We start from the raw sequence: 16,197 nt of genomic DNA, 5'->3' as shown, positions 1-16,197 counted from the left end.
ATGGTACCGCAACGGTTAAAATTATCAGTAAATCAGCGGGTAAAGGGTTACTGAAAGCGAAAATGCGCAACGGTAACAGCCGCACGGAAGCGATAGTGTTTGTCGCTGACAGCAGCACCGCGAAGATTAAAACCCTGGAATTAACTCAGAACAAAGCGCTGGCAAATGGTCAGGAAAAAAATATTGCCCTGACAACGGTTACCGATCAGTTTGATAACCCGGTGGAAAACTTCACGTTAAACGCGAGAGCAGATAACGGTGCCACAGTGGTGAATGCCACGGCGCAAACAGACGAATCGGGTCGGATGACCACGCAGTTCAGCAGTGAAACTGCCGGTGATTCCAAACTGGTGGTTGAGGGTGCCGGCACATCAAAAAGTGTGACCGCGCAGTTTATTGCCGATATCAGCACAGCAAAAATTCAGAGTGTGGTTATCACACACGATAATGCCACCGCTGACGGTAAGGCGAAAAACGGCGTTCTGGTGACGGTGACGGACAACCGCAATAACCCGTTAGCCGGCGCGCCGGTAACCATTAAAGTTCCTGCGCCAGCCCGCTATCAGACACAGCCGGTGAGTGGTATGACCGACAGCCGTGGTCAGTTACAGGTGGATATCACCAATACCAAAGCTGCACAGGAAAATTATACCTTCAGCATTAATGACAGCAGTGAAACACGGCAGCTGACCTTTGTTGCTGATGGAGGTACAGCGACCATCACTGACGGGCAGTTAGTGATCGTAACTGACAATCAACTGGCTGACGGTGTGGCAGCAAACCAGGTGAAAGCCACGGTTGTCGATCAGTACAATAACCGCGTACCGAACATGGCTGTTGAGTTCAAAACCAACCATGATGCGATCCCGCAACTGGCTCAGCTGACAACGGACAGCAACGGGGAAGTGGTGTTTGACCTGACCAATACCCTGACCGGCGCAACGGCTGTCATTGCTAAGGTTAACAGTATCTCTGCCACGAAGAATGTGATGTTTACGGCAGACAGCTCCACCGGGGAGATCCTCAGCAATAATATGACGGTTGTGGTGGATAACAGCCCGGCAAATGGCACAAGCCAGAATCAGGTAAAAGCGATTGTCACTGACGCGAAAGGAAACCTGGTGCCGTATGCAAGTGTGACCTTTACCACAGATAACGGGGCAAGCCCGGCGTCACTGTCATTACTGACAGATGAGCAGGGGGCTGTGCTTTTTAACCTGACCAATACACTTGCCACGCCGGTTTCTGTCACCGCGCAGGTTAATGCCAACCAAATGACAAAGTCAGTGACATTTGTTGCGGACAGCACTAATCCGGATGAACAAAAATCGTCATTGGCTGCCAATCCGGCAACGATTATTGCGGATGGTCAGACTGAATCAACATTGCTTTTCACCTTAAAGGATAAGTTCGGAAACCTGATCCCGGGTCAGACCGTGGTATTCAAATCTGATTTGGAAAGTACCACGCTGAGCAGCACCACCGGAAACCCGGACGGTACGTATACCGCGACCCTGAAAGGCACCAAAGCCGGTGATGCGAAAATCAGCGTCACTCTGAACGGCAAAGTATTTGCAGTAGCGCCGGTGACAGTCAAACTGACGGCGGACGGCGGTAATCTGAGTAAGGATAAATCGTCCCTGAAGGCCGTTCCGGTGACAATAGTCGCGAATAATACAGCAGCGTCAGCACTGACTCTGACCCTGAAGGATGTGAACGGTAACAGTGTTCCGGGACAGTCGGTAGAGTTCAGTACTGTTCTGGCGGGTACTACGTTCAGTACAGTAACGGATAATCAGGACGGTACTTACACCGCAACCCTGAAAGGAACTAATGCGGGTGAGGCAGCACTGAAAGTCACCGTAAACAGCGCGGTTCTGGATGTGGCAGCGGTAAGTGTGACGCTGACTGCTGACGGCGGCAATCTTAGTGATGATAAATCCTCACTGACTGCAGTTCCGGCGACCATCGTGGCAAATAACACGGCGACCTCGACGCTGACCCTGACCCTGAAAGACGTAAACGGTAACCTGGTATCAGGACAGGCAGTTCTGTTCAGCACCACGCTGGCAAATACCACGTTCAGTACCGTGGCGGATAATCAGGACGGAACTTATACTGCGACCCTGAAAGGCACCAAAGCGGGTGAGGCGGCACTGAAAGTGACCGTGAACAACGCTGAGCTTGGTGTGGCTGCGGTGAGTGTGATACTGACCGCCGATGACAGCAATCTGAGTGAAGCTAAATCTTCCCTGAAAGCGGCTCCGCTGACTATCCTGGCAGATAACACGGATACCTCAACGCTGACCCTGACCCTGAAGGATGTAAACGATAATCCGGTGTCCGGACAGATTGCACTGTTCAGCACAACGCTGGCTGATACCACGTTCAGTACGGTAATGGATAATCAGGACGGGACTTACTCCGCAACCCTGAAAGGCACCAAAGCAGGTGATGCACAAATCAGTGTCACGCTGAACGGTAATACGTTTGCGGTTGCGCCGGTGACGGTGAAACTGACTGCAGACGGCGGTAATCTTAGTGAGGCGAAATCCTCTCTGGCAGCGGATCCGGTGACTATCGTTGCGAATAATACAGCGACGTCGACACTGACTCTGACCCTGAAAGATATGAACGGTAACCTTGTATCCGGACAGACAGCTCTGTTCAGTACCGCGCTGGCAGATACCACGATCAGTAAGGTGATGGATAATCAGGACGGTACTTACTCCGCAACCCTGAAAGGCACCAAAGCGGGTGATGCGATAATCAGTGTCAGCCTGAACGGAAATGCGTTTGCCGTCGCTCCGGTGACAGTGAAACTGACCGCAGACGACGGCAATCTGAGTAAGGATAAATCGTCTCTGAATGCGGTTCCGGACACTATTGTGGCGGATAACACGGCAACGTCTGAACTGACCCTGACGTTGAAAGATGTGAACGGAAATCCGGTGCCGGGACAGATAGTTCTGTTCAGCACTATGCTGGCGGATACCACGTTCAGCACGGTAACGGATAATCAGGACGGAACGTATGGCGCAACCCTGAAAGGCACCAAAGCGGGCGACGCCGCACTGAAAGTGACGGTGAACGGTACTGAGCTTGCAGTGGCAGCGGTAAGTGTAACGCTGACAGCCGATGACGGTAATCTGAGCGGGGAAAAATCATCCCTGACGGCAGTTCCTGACACTATTGTTGCAGATGATACTGAAACCTCTGCACTGACCCTGACTCTGAAAGACGTGAACGGTAACCTGGTGGCCGGACAAACTGTTCTGTTCAGCACGACTCTGGCAGATACCACATTCAGTCCGGTAAAGGATAATCAGAATGGGACCTATAGCGCGACGCTGAAAGGCACCAAATCGGGTGACGCTGTACTGAAAGTCACGGTGAACGGCGCTGATCTGGCAGTGGCAGCAGTGAGTGTCACACTGAACGGTGACGGCGGTAATCTGAGTGAAGAAAAGTCGTCCCTGACGGCAGTTCCGGACACGATTGTGGCAAATAATACGGAAACCTCGGCCCTGACCCTGACCCTGAAGGACGTGAACGGTAACCCGGTTACGGATCAGACAGTTCTGTTCAGTACAGACCTGGCGGATACTTCGTTCGGTACGGTAATCAATAATCAGGACGGCACGTACACCACCACACTGAAAGGTACCAAGGCGGGTGAGGCAAAAATCAGTGTTACGCTGAACGGAAATGCATTTGCTGTCGCCCCGGTGACTGTGAATCTGACAGCTGATGACAGCAATCTGAGCGGGGATAAATCCTCTCTGACGGCGGTTCCTGATTCAATCCTTGCGGATAACACGGAAACCTCGACGCTGACCCTGACCCTGAAAGATGTGAACGGTAACCTGGTGTCCGGACAGATAGTTCTGTTCAGCACGACGTTGGCGGATGTCACGTTCAGTACGGTAAAGGATAATCAGAACGGGACATACACCGCGACCCTGAAAGGCACCAAAGCAGGCGAAGCCGCATTGAAAGTGACGGTAAGCGGCACTGAGCTTGCCGTGGCAGCAGTGAGTGTCACGCTTAACGGTGACGGTAATAACCTGAGTGAGGAGAAATCGTTACTGGCTGTAGCACCTGACACTATCGTGGCGAATGACACAGAAACCTCAGTACTGACGCTGACATTGAAAGATGTGAACGGTAACGCAGTGACCGGACAGACAGTTCTGTTCAGTACAGAGCTTGTTAATACCACATTCAGCACAGTAACCGGCAATCCTGACGGCACCTATACCGCAACTCTGAAAGGCACCAAAGCCGGTAATGCGGAAATAAAAGTCAGTGTTAATAGTGCAGCGTTTAACGTTACACCGAAGACAGTGAAATTAGTGGCAGATAAAACAACCGCAGTCATGGTGATTACTAACCTGAATCAGGATAAACACGCCGTAGCAGATACAGTGTCGGCAAACGGATTAGAAGTGAAAATTGTGGATGCCAATAATAACCCGATTGACGGGGTTAATATCAAAGTGACTGAAAAGACACCTTCAGGAATGGTGACGATAGTTAATGGTGAAGTTATTACGAATATTAATGGAATAGTTGAACCGAAAGTCATGAGCCGGATTAAAAATGTTGAACTGTCAGTATCTGCAAAAGATGCGGGCGGTATTAATATAAGCGAAGACTACTCTCTGATATTCGATCTGGTTAAATTTAAAATCGGGTCAGTCATCGAGGCAAATTAATCCATTACTTACCGGCTGGCTTATATTTTAAGTCAGCCGGTATAACTCTGCTTTTATAAGGCAACACCATGAAATATAAAATAATTGCTGTATTGTTAGTTGTTATGTCACATAGTGCCTATTCTCACTATGAGGTTGAAAATGTAAAAACGACCACAAGAATATTTTCATTCGATCTTATTCACAAATATCTTGTCGGTCATGACACAAATCATCCTAATACCTGTAAAAGAGCAAATGCCAGTAGTACGCTGGCAGAATGTGTAATGAAGTATAAAGTAGTATCCGGCGGGAATAATAAGGAAATACAATCCGGTTTTGTCGATTTAAGAGGCGACGGCAGTTACGATGATGAGTTGATGAATGCAGTAACACACTATGATTCATTGAAGGTTGCCGAGCGTCATGGTATTGATTTAGCAAAATTTGTTGAGATACCAAGAGAAGATGTGACCTCGCTGACCGGCGGAAATAATCAATATACAGTGACTACGACATCACTGGGTCGTGTATGTGATGCATCCGGGGGAGGATGTAAGGATACTCCAAGTAACGGTTATCAGACAAATACATTAAATTTTAATACAATGACTGAATTACAGGTTGCTTGTGAATTCACCAGTAAAGATCTCGATATAAAAACCACATTGTCTGAAGATAATCTTTATTTGTACTATGGTGCTGACAATAAAAAAATACTTCCTTATGTATATAGTGCTGACAGTGTTTCAGTCGACTGTGTTAACTGGTTGTCTAAGGATATATCAAAAAATATCACGTTAGGCTATGAATCATTAAGTCAGAATGTCTCTGACGGAGATACACAATTAGAATGTAAATTATTTGGTGATATTAACGGAAGTGGCGATCCGGCCGGCTCAACGACCAGAATGACGATCCCCGGATTTTCAACCAAAGATGAGTCTTTTAAAATACCGGAAGCATTCCTGGGTTTTTATGTAAGCTCCCCTTCAGGCACTGCACAGATATCAACTGAGTTTAATTGTAATTTCAAATTAGCAACAGAAATTAAGTAACCTCTCAATTAGAATTTTCAGAGTGCACATTTTTTGAAGTGATAACCGGCATAAATATAAAATATGCCGGTTTTTTTGTTTTTATATGTCGGTGGTTACGATAGATTTTATTGATTTTATCTAATGGATAACTATGGTTTAAGCTTGATTTTATTTTTGGCATATTTTCTTTGTTAAATTATATTCCATTAATATCTATAGTGTGAGTATTTTTATTGTCATATCACTTTTTATATACCTGCTATGAGGTGCTGGTACGATGTCGGAAAGGTGTTATATAGGGTTGGTTTTATTAACAAGAGTTTTACTGTGTTTTTAAAATGATATTATTTTTATTGTTTATAGTGTTTTTTGTAAATAAATATTTCATAATTATCTATCATAAGAGTGTTATCTGTGAAAATAATACTCGTTATTAATTAACTAATTGATTTAATTTATTTAATTTTAAACTCCATGGTTATTCTGACGATTTTTTTTAAATGATCATGATGTGCTACATTATTGGTGTTTTTTATATCGTATTTTTCCTGACTTATGATTTTCGTGTTTTTTCTATCTGCAATTAAATGAAAATTGTAATTTGTCACGTGACCATTCAGGCGGAAATACATCATCTATTGTTTAATTGACTCGTTGTATTTGTATTTATATTGAATTTTTACACAAGGGTTGTGTTGGTTTTTTTTGTTTTCTTTGACAGTGTTTTATCTATTAAAAGTGTATCCGTAATCAATCGGTTTCTGATTGTGCCGGATGACAAGTAATAGCTCCCGAAAAGAGTCTGTAGCAATAATAAATAAGACCCGGGGTTATTTTTACCTGCTTAGTATTTGGAGTTTACTGGTGTGACGAATAAAACACGCCATCAGACAATCAAGTTATTTTTTTAACAAACTTATTTCGGGGATGTGTTCATGCCAGTGACGTCGTATTATTCAAAAACAAAAAGAGTAACAGCGTATCTGTTACTTTTTTTACAGTTATTTTTTCCGATATCGGTTGCAACATCATCGGTTGCTTATGCGATAGAACAAGACAATGCTGTCATGATGTCAGATACGTTTGACGGGCTGAATGCACTGATAGACACATCCCCTGCGCCGTCTGCAAAACCGGACGGTAACTCGTCTTCTGCCGGTAACTCAGGCAGTAACAATTTTACCGTTCAGATGCCTGACGGGAGCGAGTTCGGCGTTATGCCGGCTGATCCGGGCACCGGTTTTATTTCCGGTCAGAACGGAATGCCGTTCCCGATGAGTGTCAGCACATTGCCGGATCCGGCAAAACCGGCTTCACGTGATAATACCGTGCGAACTGATGATATTTTCAGCGCCCTGCCGACAATGGGCCTGCCGGATATCTCACCTGAAGATGAAGCTGCGGCGTCAGAAGCTAAATGGGCGGGGAATGCCTCACAGGCAGGACAAATTCTGTCGTCAGATAATGCGGTTGATGCCTCTGTCGGCTACGCCCGCAGCCTCGGTGAAAACCTGCTTAACCAGCAGGTTAATGACTGGCTGAATCAGGTGGGCCATGCCCGGATTCAGTTTGGCAGCAATAAAACCGGTGATGCGGATTTACTGATCCCGCTGGTTGATAATCCGAACAGCTTATTGTTCTCTCAATTCGGTATCCGCGCCAATGATGAGCGGACCACCACCAACCTCGGTCTGGGTTATCGTCAGTATGAAGAGGGCTGGATGTGGGGTCTGAACAGTTTCTATGATTATGACATTACCGGCAGCAACTCGCGGGTCGGTGTCGGCGGTGAGTTGTGGGCAGATTATGTGAAGCTCGCAGCAAACGGCTATTTCAGGGTAACAGACTGGCATCAGTCCACGCTGAATGAGATGCGTGATTATGACGAACGCCCGGCGAACGGGTTTGATGTCCGTGCTGAGGGCTATCTGCCGGATTATCCGCAGTTAGGTGCTTTTGCCAAATATGAGCAGTACTTCGGTGACGGCATCAGCCTGGCCGGTACCACCTCTTCCGGTGAACTGAAAAATAACCCGTCCGTGTCCACGGTCGGTATCAGTTACACACCATTCCCGTTAATTACCTTTAAAGGTGAAACCTCGCGCGGCGATTCCAATGACAGCAAAGTCGGGATGGAGTTGTCTTACCGCTTTGGTGTGCCGTTGTCTCAGCAGCTTGATACTGAAAACGTTGATTTAATGCGTAATCTGGCGGGTAACCGCTACGACTTTGTTGATCGTAATTACAATATCGTGATGCAGTACCGCAAGCAGGAACTGCTGCGGATCGGGCTGCCGCCGGAACTCAAAGGTGAAGCGGCACAAACTCTGCCGGTGACCGCGAGCGTGCTGAAAGCCAAATACGGACTTAAATCACTTCGCTGGTCCGCACCTGAACTGGAAGCGCAGGGTGGTGAAATCAGACAAACCGGTCTGACAACCGTGGATATCACTCTGCCTGAATATGTGTTTATGACCCGTACCGGCGCGCCGCAGGGCTACCGTGTTACGGCAGTCGGGACAGACAACGAAGGTAATCTGTCTAATACCGCAGAAATGTGGGTCAATGTTATTCCGTCCACAGAAACCATCACCAAACTGACCGTCACACCAAACCGTGAATTACTGGCCAATAATAGTGATCAGTTTACCGCAGTGGCCTTATTACAGAGTGATACCGGTGGTGTACTGGCAAACAAAGCAGTGACATTCAGTGTCTCCGGGCTGAAAAATTCAGAAGGTGTCACCATTTTTGATACGGATGGTAACAGTGGTCAGACTCTGACTGTTATCACCGGTGCGGATGGTACCGCAACGGTTAAAATTATCAGTAAATCAGCGGGTAAAGGGTTACTGAAAGCGAAAATGCGCAACGGTAACAGCCGCACGGAAGCGATAGTGTTTGTCGCTGACAGCAGCACCGCGAAGATCAAAACCCTGGAATTAACTCAGAACAAAGCGCTGGCAAATGGTCAGGAAAAAAATATTGCCCTGACAACGGTTACCGATCAGTTTGATAACCCGGTGGAAAATTTCACGTTAAACGCGAGAGCAGATAACGGTGCCACAGTGGTGAATGCCACGGCGCAAACAGACGAATCGGGCCGGATGACCACGCAGTTCAGCAGTGAAACTGCCGGTGATTCCAAACTGGTGGTTGAAGGTGCCGGCACATCAAAAAGCGTAACCGCGCAGTTTATTGCTGATATCAGCACAGCAAAAATTCAGAGTGTGGTTATCACACACGATAATGCCACTGCTGACGGTAAGGCGAAAAACGGCGTTCTGGTGACGGTGACGGACAACCGCAATAACCCGTTAACCGGCGCACCGGTGACGATTACCGTTCCGGGAACCGCACGCTATCAGACACAGCCTGTCAGCGGAGTAACCGACAGCGTGGTCAGTTACAGGTGGATATCACCAATACCAAAGCTGCGCAGGAAAATTATACCTTCAGCATTAATGACAGCAGTGAAACACGACAACTGACCTTTATTGCGGATGAAACGACCGCAACTATCACGGATTCCCGGTTAGTGATCGTAACGAATAATCAGCTGGCTGACGGTGTGGCAGCAAACCAGGTGAAAGCCACGGTTGTCGATAAGTACAATAACCGTGTACCGAACATAGCTGTTGAGTTCAAAACCAACCATGGTGCAATTCCGTCGCTGGCTCAGCTGACAACGGACAGCAACGGGGAAGTAGTGTTTGACCTGACCAATACACTGACCGGCGCAACGGTGGTGATTGCCGGGGTGAATAACACATCCGCCTCAAAGACCGTGATGTTTACGGCAGACAGCTCCACCGCGGAGATCCTCAGCAATAATATGACGGTTGTGGTGGATAACAGCCCGGCAAACGGGACGACCAAAAACCGGGTGAAAGCGATAGTCACGGATGCCAGAGGAAACCTGGTGCCGTATGTCAGTGTGACCTTTACCACAGATAACGGGGCAAGCCCGGCATCACTGCCATTACTGACAGATGAGCAGGGGGAAGTATTTTTCAATCTGACCAATACAGTTGCCACACCGGTTTCTGTCACCGCGCAGGTTAATGCTAACCAGATGACAAAAACCGTTACGTTTATTGCTGATACGTCAACTGCACAAATCACGGATGCCAATCTGACCGTGACACAGGACAATCAGCCGGCAAACGGTGTGGCGAAAAACCAGGTACGGGCGGTAGTGACGGATGCCAGAAATAACCCGGTTCCTGATACGGACGTTATTTTCTACAGTAATAACGGAGCACTGCCGGATACGCTGACGGTGACAACCAATGCACAGGGTGAGGCGGTATTTGATGTCACAAATACCCGCGCAGGTAAAACCTCTGTCACCATCAGCCTGAACGGTAAAAGTAAAGTCAGGATCGTGACCTTTGCGCCGGATAAATCCACGGCAACCGTGACGGATGCAAACCTGATCATTGTGAAAGACCGCCAGCCTGCAAACGGAACGGCTCACAATATCGTGAAAGCGGTTGTTACGGATGCGCAGGGTAACCTTGTGCCTGATACCGATGTCGTATTCACGGCAACTAACGGGGCACAACCCGCAACTAAAACGGTTACCAGTGATGCTAAGGGTGTTGTGGTATATGAAATCACCAATGTGACAACTGGCGAAGTGACGGTGACGGCACGGATTGGCAGCGGTACGCCGGTCAGTAAGGTGGTGACTTTTGTCGCGGATAGCGGCACGGCTGAAATTATTGATGGCAACCTGGTTGTTGTTGAAAATAATCAGCCGGCAAACGGTACAGCCAAAAACCAGGTGAAAGCCACTGTCACCGATGCTCAGGGTAACACGGTACCGGATGCGGATGTGGTCTTCACCAGTGATAACGGGGCTGCACCACTGACAAACACCGTCCGGACCAATGCGCAGGGCGTAGCACTGTTCAGTGTGTCCAACACCCGTTCAGGTGTGACCAATATTATTGCGTCAATTAACGGGCACGACCGGCGTATTGCGGTTACTTTTGTGGCAGACAGTACCACGGCAGTGGTTAGTGAACTGACAATAATCACTAACAAAAGTCCTGCTGACGGCGTGACACCGGACAAGGTAAAGGCCGTTATTAAAGATGGTAACGGTAACCTGATACCGGGTTATGACGTGGTATTCAGAAACGCCACCGGCGCATTACCGGAAAACCAGACGATTGCCACCAATACACAGGGTGAGGCAGAGTTCAGCCTGACAAGTACCACGGCAGGCAACTACGTTGTGACGGCTGCCGCCGGGTTGTCAGTCAAAAATGTGACCGTTACCTTTGTGGCAGACAGCAGTACAGCTGACATTACGGCTGAAAATCTCACGATTATTGATAACAACAAGGTTGCGAACGGCGTTGCACAAAACCGGGTAAAAGCGGTGGTAACGGATGCAAAAGGAAACAAAGTTCCTGATGTGGATGTTATTTTCGTGGCAGACAACGGCGCACTCCCGCAAACACAAACGATCAGAACGAACAGTCAGGGTGAAGCCATATTCAGTCTGACGAACACCCTTGCGGGTAACACGGTTGTGACCGCGCATACCGGAGAGAAACCGGCTCGTTCTGTCACCACCGTTTTTGAGGCAGATAAAACCACCGGTCAGATAAGCGGCGGTAAACTTATTGTCATCGACAACAACAGTCCTGCAAATGGTGTTGCCAAAAACCGGGTGAAAGCGGTAGTCACTGATGCTAAGGGAAATCCGGTACCGGGTAGTGATGTCTTGTTCCGCACGAACAATAATGCTCAGCCGGGCAGTCAGACGGTTGTAACTAACGCACAGGGCGAAGCTGAATTCAGTCTGAGCAATACACTGGCGGGTGATACAAATATTACAGCAGGGATTGTCGGACTCAGCGGAACCGATGTGGTTACGCCGGTCACCTTCATTGCCGACAGTACAACGGCAGATATTACCGACAGTAATCTGATTGTGATTAAAAATGACCAGTTAGCTGACGGTAAAGCGAAAAACCAGGTTAAAGCGATTGTAACGGATGCTGAGGGTAACCGGGTTCCGGGAATGGAAGTCGTCTTCACCAGCAGCAATGGTGCATTACCGGCGACAGAAACGCTGGTGACGGATGCACAAGGTGAGGCGATATTCAGTCTGACCAACACCACCGCCGGTGCCGGTACGGTAAACGCCAAACTGAAAGGTGAAACGACCGGTCCGACAGTTAACGTTAATTTTGAACCAAACCAGGGTACTGCCAAAATCGATGAAGCAAACCTTATTGTAATTGATAACAATAAGGCGGCAAACGGAGTGGCACAAAACCGTGTGAAAGCCATCGTGACTGATGAGCAGGGTAATATTGTCCCGAATGTCCGCGTTTCTTTCAGTGCGGATAATGGCGCATTACCTGCATCACAACTGGTTCAGACCAACAATCTGGGTGAAGCATTCTTTGCGGTAACCAATATCCTTGCCGGGCCGGTCAGTATTTCGGCATCGATCAATGGTCATTCTGTCAGTAAAAACGTTACTTTTGTTGCCGATATATCAACAGCGAAAGTTGTTTCTCTCAGCAGCAGTAAAGAAAAAGTTACCGCAAACGGAACAGATACCGCGACGCTGACGGTGACGGTTAAAGATGAGCAGGGTAACCCGGTTCCGGGAAATGTGGTGACACTCAGCACAACAACCGGACAGCTGAATACACAAAGTGTTACCACGGATGTAACAGGACAGGCAACGGTTACCCTGAAAGGAACGATCGCCGGTGATGCGGTTATCAAAGCCACCAACAGTACGGATGCGACCGGTCAGAGCGTCACGGTGATATTGGTTCCTGATACGGCGACTGCGTCAGTGGTGACGCTGACGACGGATGCGGACACCATCATTGCAAACGGAACGGCAAAAGCCACACTGACGGTGACGGTCAAAGATGCACAGGGTAACGTCGTACCGGGTAACACAGTAAACCTGGCCACCACACTGGGTACATTAAGTGATCAGGCGGTTGTTACAAACGATGCCGGGCAGGCGACCTTCTCGCTGACCGGAACCCGCATCGGTGATGCGACAGTGCATGCCACAAACAGCACGGACAGCACGGGTAAAGAGGTGATTATTCACATCGTCCCGGACAGCAGCACGATGACGATTAAAAGCGTCCTTTTAGACGGAGATAAAACAACTAAAGTCGCGAACAACGCGGATAATTTCACCTATATCGCGCTGGTTCAGGATGCCAACGGCAACCCGGTATCCGGTGTCACTGTTACGGCAACGGCTGATAATACTGACGCAGTTGTTTCTGTCGGCGGGACAACGGACGCAGACGGACAGGTGACCATAACATTAGCGGCAACCACCAAAGCGATGAATGATGTGCTGGTCAGTACCGCACTGAACGGCGCCACGGCGGTTGATGCGAATAAACTGGTCAGTTATATCTTTGATATTGATACTGCGAAAGTGAGCAGCGTAACGTTGGTTGATGGTGAAACGCAGAAAATTGCGAATGGCAGCGACAGCTTCAGTTATGTTGCACAACTGACAGACGGGAACGGTAATAAGATCCTTCAGGCGGGTCTTGATGTGAAGTGGATTCAGGATCAGGGTACAAAAGTTGTCCTGTCTGAAGACAGTACCAAAACCAATGCGCAGGGTCTGGCGACAGTCACATTGAAGTCAACCACTGAGGCGGCAGATAATGTCCGTGTGAGTGCGCAGTATGCAACGAAGCCGGTCGTAGCAGCAGATAAAAATGTCAGCTTTATTTATAACATGGACTCCGCCCGTGTCAGTAAGGTGACGCTGGAAGGTGATAAAATAACGCAAATTGCAGATGGTGTGACTTACTATACCTTTACTGCCCAATTGACAGATGAAAATAACAACCCGATCCGTAAAGCCGATCTGGATGTGAAGTGGACACAGGACAAGGGTGATAAAGCCGTTCTGTCCGGAACGACCAGCAAAACGGATGCTGCCGGTAAAGCGACTATCAGACTGACATCAACCACCACTGCAGTGGATGATATCCGTGTGAGTGCACAATATCTGGAAATTGCACCAGTACCGGCGGACAAAACCGTCAGCTTTACCTATAACCTTGCGACAGCAAAAATCAGTACTGTGGCGCTCAGCGGTAATGTTACACAACAGGTTGCGGACGGTGTCACTTATTTCAACTATACAGCTCAGTTAGTGGATAAGTTTAACAACCCTATCCTCTTGGCCGACAAGGAAGTGAAATGGACACAAAACAAAGGCACCTCTGTCGTATTGTCCGGTACAACCAGTAAAACGGATGCCACCGGTAAGGCGACAATTACGCTGAAATCGACCACGAAAGCAGTGGCTGATGTGCTTGTCAGTGCGCAATATCAGGATGATGCCGCAGTACCTGCAGATAAAACGGTCGATTTTATCTATGAACTGGCATCAGCAAGAGTCAGTACCGTAGAGCTTAATGGTGATGTTACAAAGCAAATTGCGGATGGTATCACTTACTTTATTTATACAGCTCAGTTAGTGGATAAGAACAATAACCCTATCCTTCTGGCTGACAAGGAAGTGAAGTGGACACAAAACAAAGGTACTAACGTTACTTTGTTTGCGGCAACCAGCAAAACGGATGCTACCGGTAAGGCGACAATTAAACTGACGTCAACCGCAACTGCAGTGGATGATGTTCTGGTTAGTGCCGAATATCCGGGAACCGCAGTAGTACCGGCAGATAAAACCGTCAATTTCACCTATGATCTTGATACAGCAAAAATCAGTACAGTGAAACTTAGCGGTGATGCCACACAGCAAATTGCCGATGGTATTAAGTTCTATACCTTTACCGCGCAACTGGTTGATATAAATAACAACCCAATCAATCAGGAAAATTTGGATGTGAAGTGGACGCAGGATAAAGGCAGTGATGTGGTGTTGTCGGCGACAACCAGTAAAACGGATGCCACCGGTAAAGCAACGATCAACCTGACATCTACCACCAAAGCGGTGAGTGATATCACGGTGAGTGCACAGTATAAGGATATGGCAACCATTGCGGCAGATAAAAAAGTCAGCTTTACCTATGATCTGTTAACAGCCAAAGTCGGTACTGTAACGCTCTTTGGTGATAAAACAACACAGATTGCCGACGGGATCACTTATTTCACCTATACAGCTCAGTTAGTGGATAAGTATAACAATCCTATCCTTCTGGCGGATCAGGATGTGAAATGGACGCAGGATAAAGGTGTTGATGTGGTGTTGTCGGCGGCAACCAGTAAAACGGATGCTACCGGTAAAACCTCTATTACGCTGAAATCGACCAAAAAAGCGGTGGATGATGTCATTGTCAGTGCGCAATATCTGGCCACGGTGACTGTTCCTGCAGACAAAAAAATCAGCTTTATTGCTGATGCTGCAACAGCACGTATTTCTTCGGTAAATTTAAAAGGAGAAATAACCCGCAAGGTCGCTAATGGCACAAATACATTTATATTTGTAACGACGGTAACTGATGTGAATGGTAACCCTGTGCGGAATATGGATGTGACCTGGAGCAATAATAAACCGGATACAACAACACTGGTTGCTACAGCCGCGAAAACAGGTGTTGATGGTACGGTGGAAGCCACACTGACAAGTTCACTGACACCAACGTATGACATCATCATTTCTGCCGCGATAGCCGGTCAGAATAAGGTTGATGCCAACCTGAAAGTCTCTTTTGAGGAGCTGTTCAAAAGTACAATCACTGTTGTGGATGCCGGTAAAACGGGTACCGTTGTTATTCCGGGAGCGAGAATTGAAATTTATTCCGAGAATAAAGGTGAAAAACTGGTTGATGAACTGACACCGACCAACGGTAAGATTCAGGTCGAGTTAGTGGCAGGACGGTATGCGATTGTTATTACAAAAGATGGATTCAGAACATATGATAATTTTATTGAGATTCGTTCAGGTCTCGATCTCAATTATCAGTACGGGTTGATCCAGATAGGTGACAACGATGCGAAAATTATTGTCCAGTGGCTGGAGAATAATCCGAAAGATCCGGATACCTATATTAAAGTACCGGACGGAACGAATGTTTTCCGTCAGAAGAAAGATTACGACGGAGTACACCTCGACAGGGATAATACATCAGCTCCGGGTCTTGAAACCATAACTATCGAGAAGTTTAAGCCGGGAACCTATACCTATGCTCTGGAATGTTTCAACTGTACTTGGTCTAATTTCAATAACACAGATGCAAAAGTATCAGTGCACATTAATGACAGAGTGACATTGGCAGCAGGAACATCTCCGGATACTTATGTTACATCTCCGCGAAATGCGGTGGCGGGCACGGGTAACACCACCAAATTCTGGCGTGTACTTGAAATTAGCGTAACCAGTGCCGGGGTTGTCAGTGTGAGAGTGTTAAATACATACAGTACAGCCTTTTGATACAGCAGGTATTATTTGATAAAGGAAATACCTGAAG

Annotated in this window: 4 protein-coding genes; all 4 read left to right on the top strand. The window is 47.6% G+C overall.

Annotation, left to right across the window (positions count from 1 at the left end; genetic code table 11):
- Positions 1-4,718, top strand: a 4,718-nt coding sequence (locus AYY17_RS05690; RefSeq protein WP_202906382.1) for a beta strand repeat-containing protein, incomplete at its 5' end; no start/stop codon positions are given.
- 68 nt (positions 4,719-4,786) lie between these two features.
- Complete coding sequence (locus tag AYY17_RS05685) at positions 4,787-5,755, top strand: hypothetical protein (RefSeq protein WP_067422093.1); 969 nt, start codon at positions 4,787-4,789, stop codon at positions 5,753-5,755.
- Between the two features lie 917 nt (positions 5,756-6,672).
- Positions 6,673-9,228 carry an inverse autotransporter beta domain-containing protein gene (locus AYY17_RS05680; RefSeq protein WP_067422091.1) on the top strand — a complete coding sequence of 852 codons (2,556 nt, stop codon included), beginning with the start codon at positions 6,673-6,675 and terminating at the stop codon, positions 9,226-9,228.
- Positions 9,150-16,160, top strand: coding sequence for an Ig-like domain-containing protein (locus AYY17_RS05675; RefSeq protein WP_067422089.1), 7,011 nt, complete (start codon positions 9,150-9,152; stop codon positions 16,158-16,160). Before AYY17_RS05680 ends, AYY17_RS05675 begins: the two co-directional genes overlap by 79 nt.
- The last annotated feature ends 37 nt before the right edge of the window (positions 16,161-16,197 follow it).

The sequence above is a fragment of the Morganella psychrotolerans genome (assembly GCF_001676055.1).
Lineage (GTDB): Bacteria > Pseudomonadota > Gammaproteobacteria > Enterobacterales > Enterobacteriaceae > Morganella > Morganella psychrotolerans_B.
Note: the sequence above shows the minus strand (reverse complement) of the source record. Positions and strands in the feature narration are given on the sequence as shown.

Bases quoted from the DNA above. Each gene is read 5' to 3' on its own strand.
- AYY17_RS05685 (WP_067422093.1), top strand. From the start codon at position 4,787: ATGAAATATAAAATAATTGCTGTATTGTTAGTTGTTATGTCACATAGT.
- AYY17_RS05680 (WP_067422091.1), top strand. From the start codon at position 6,673: ATGCCAGTGACGTCGTATTATTCAAAAACAAAAAGAGTAACAGCGTAT.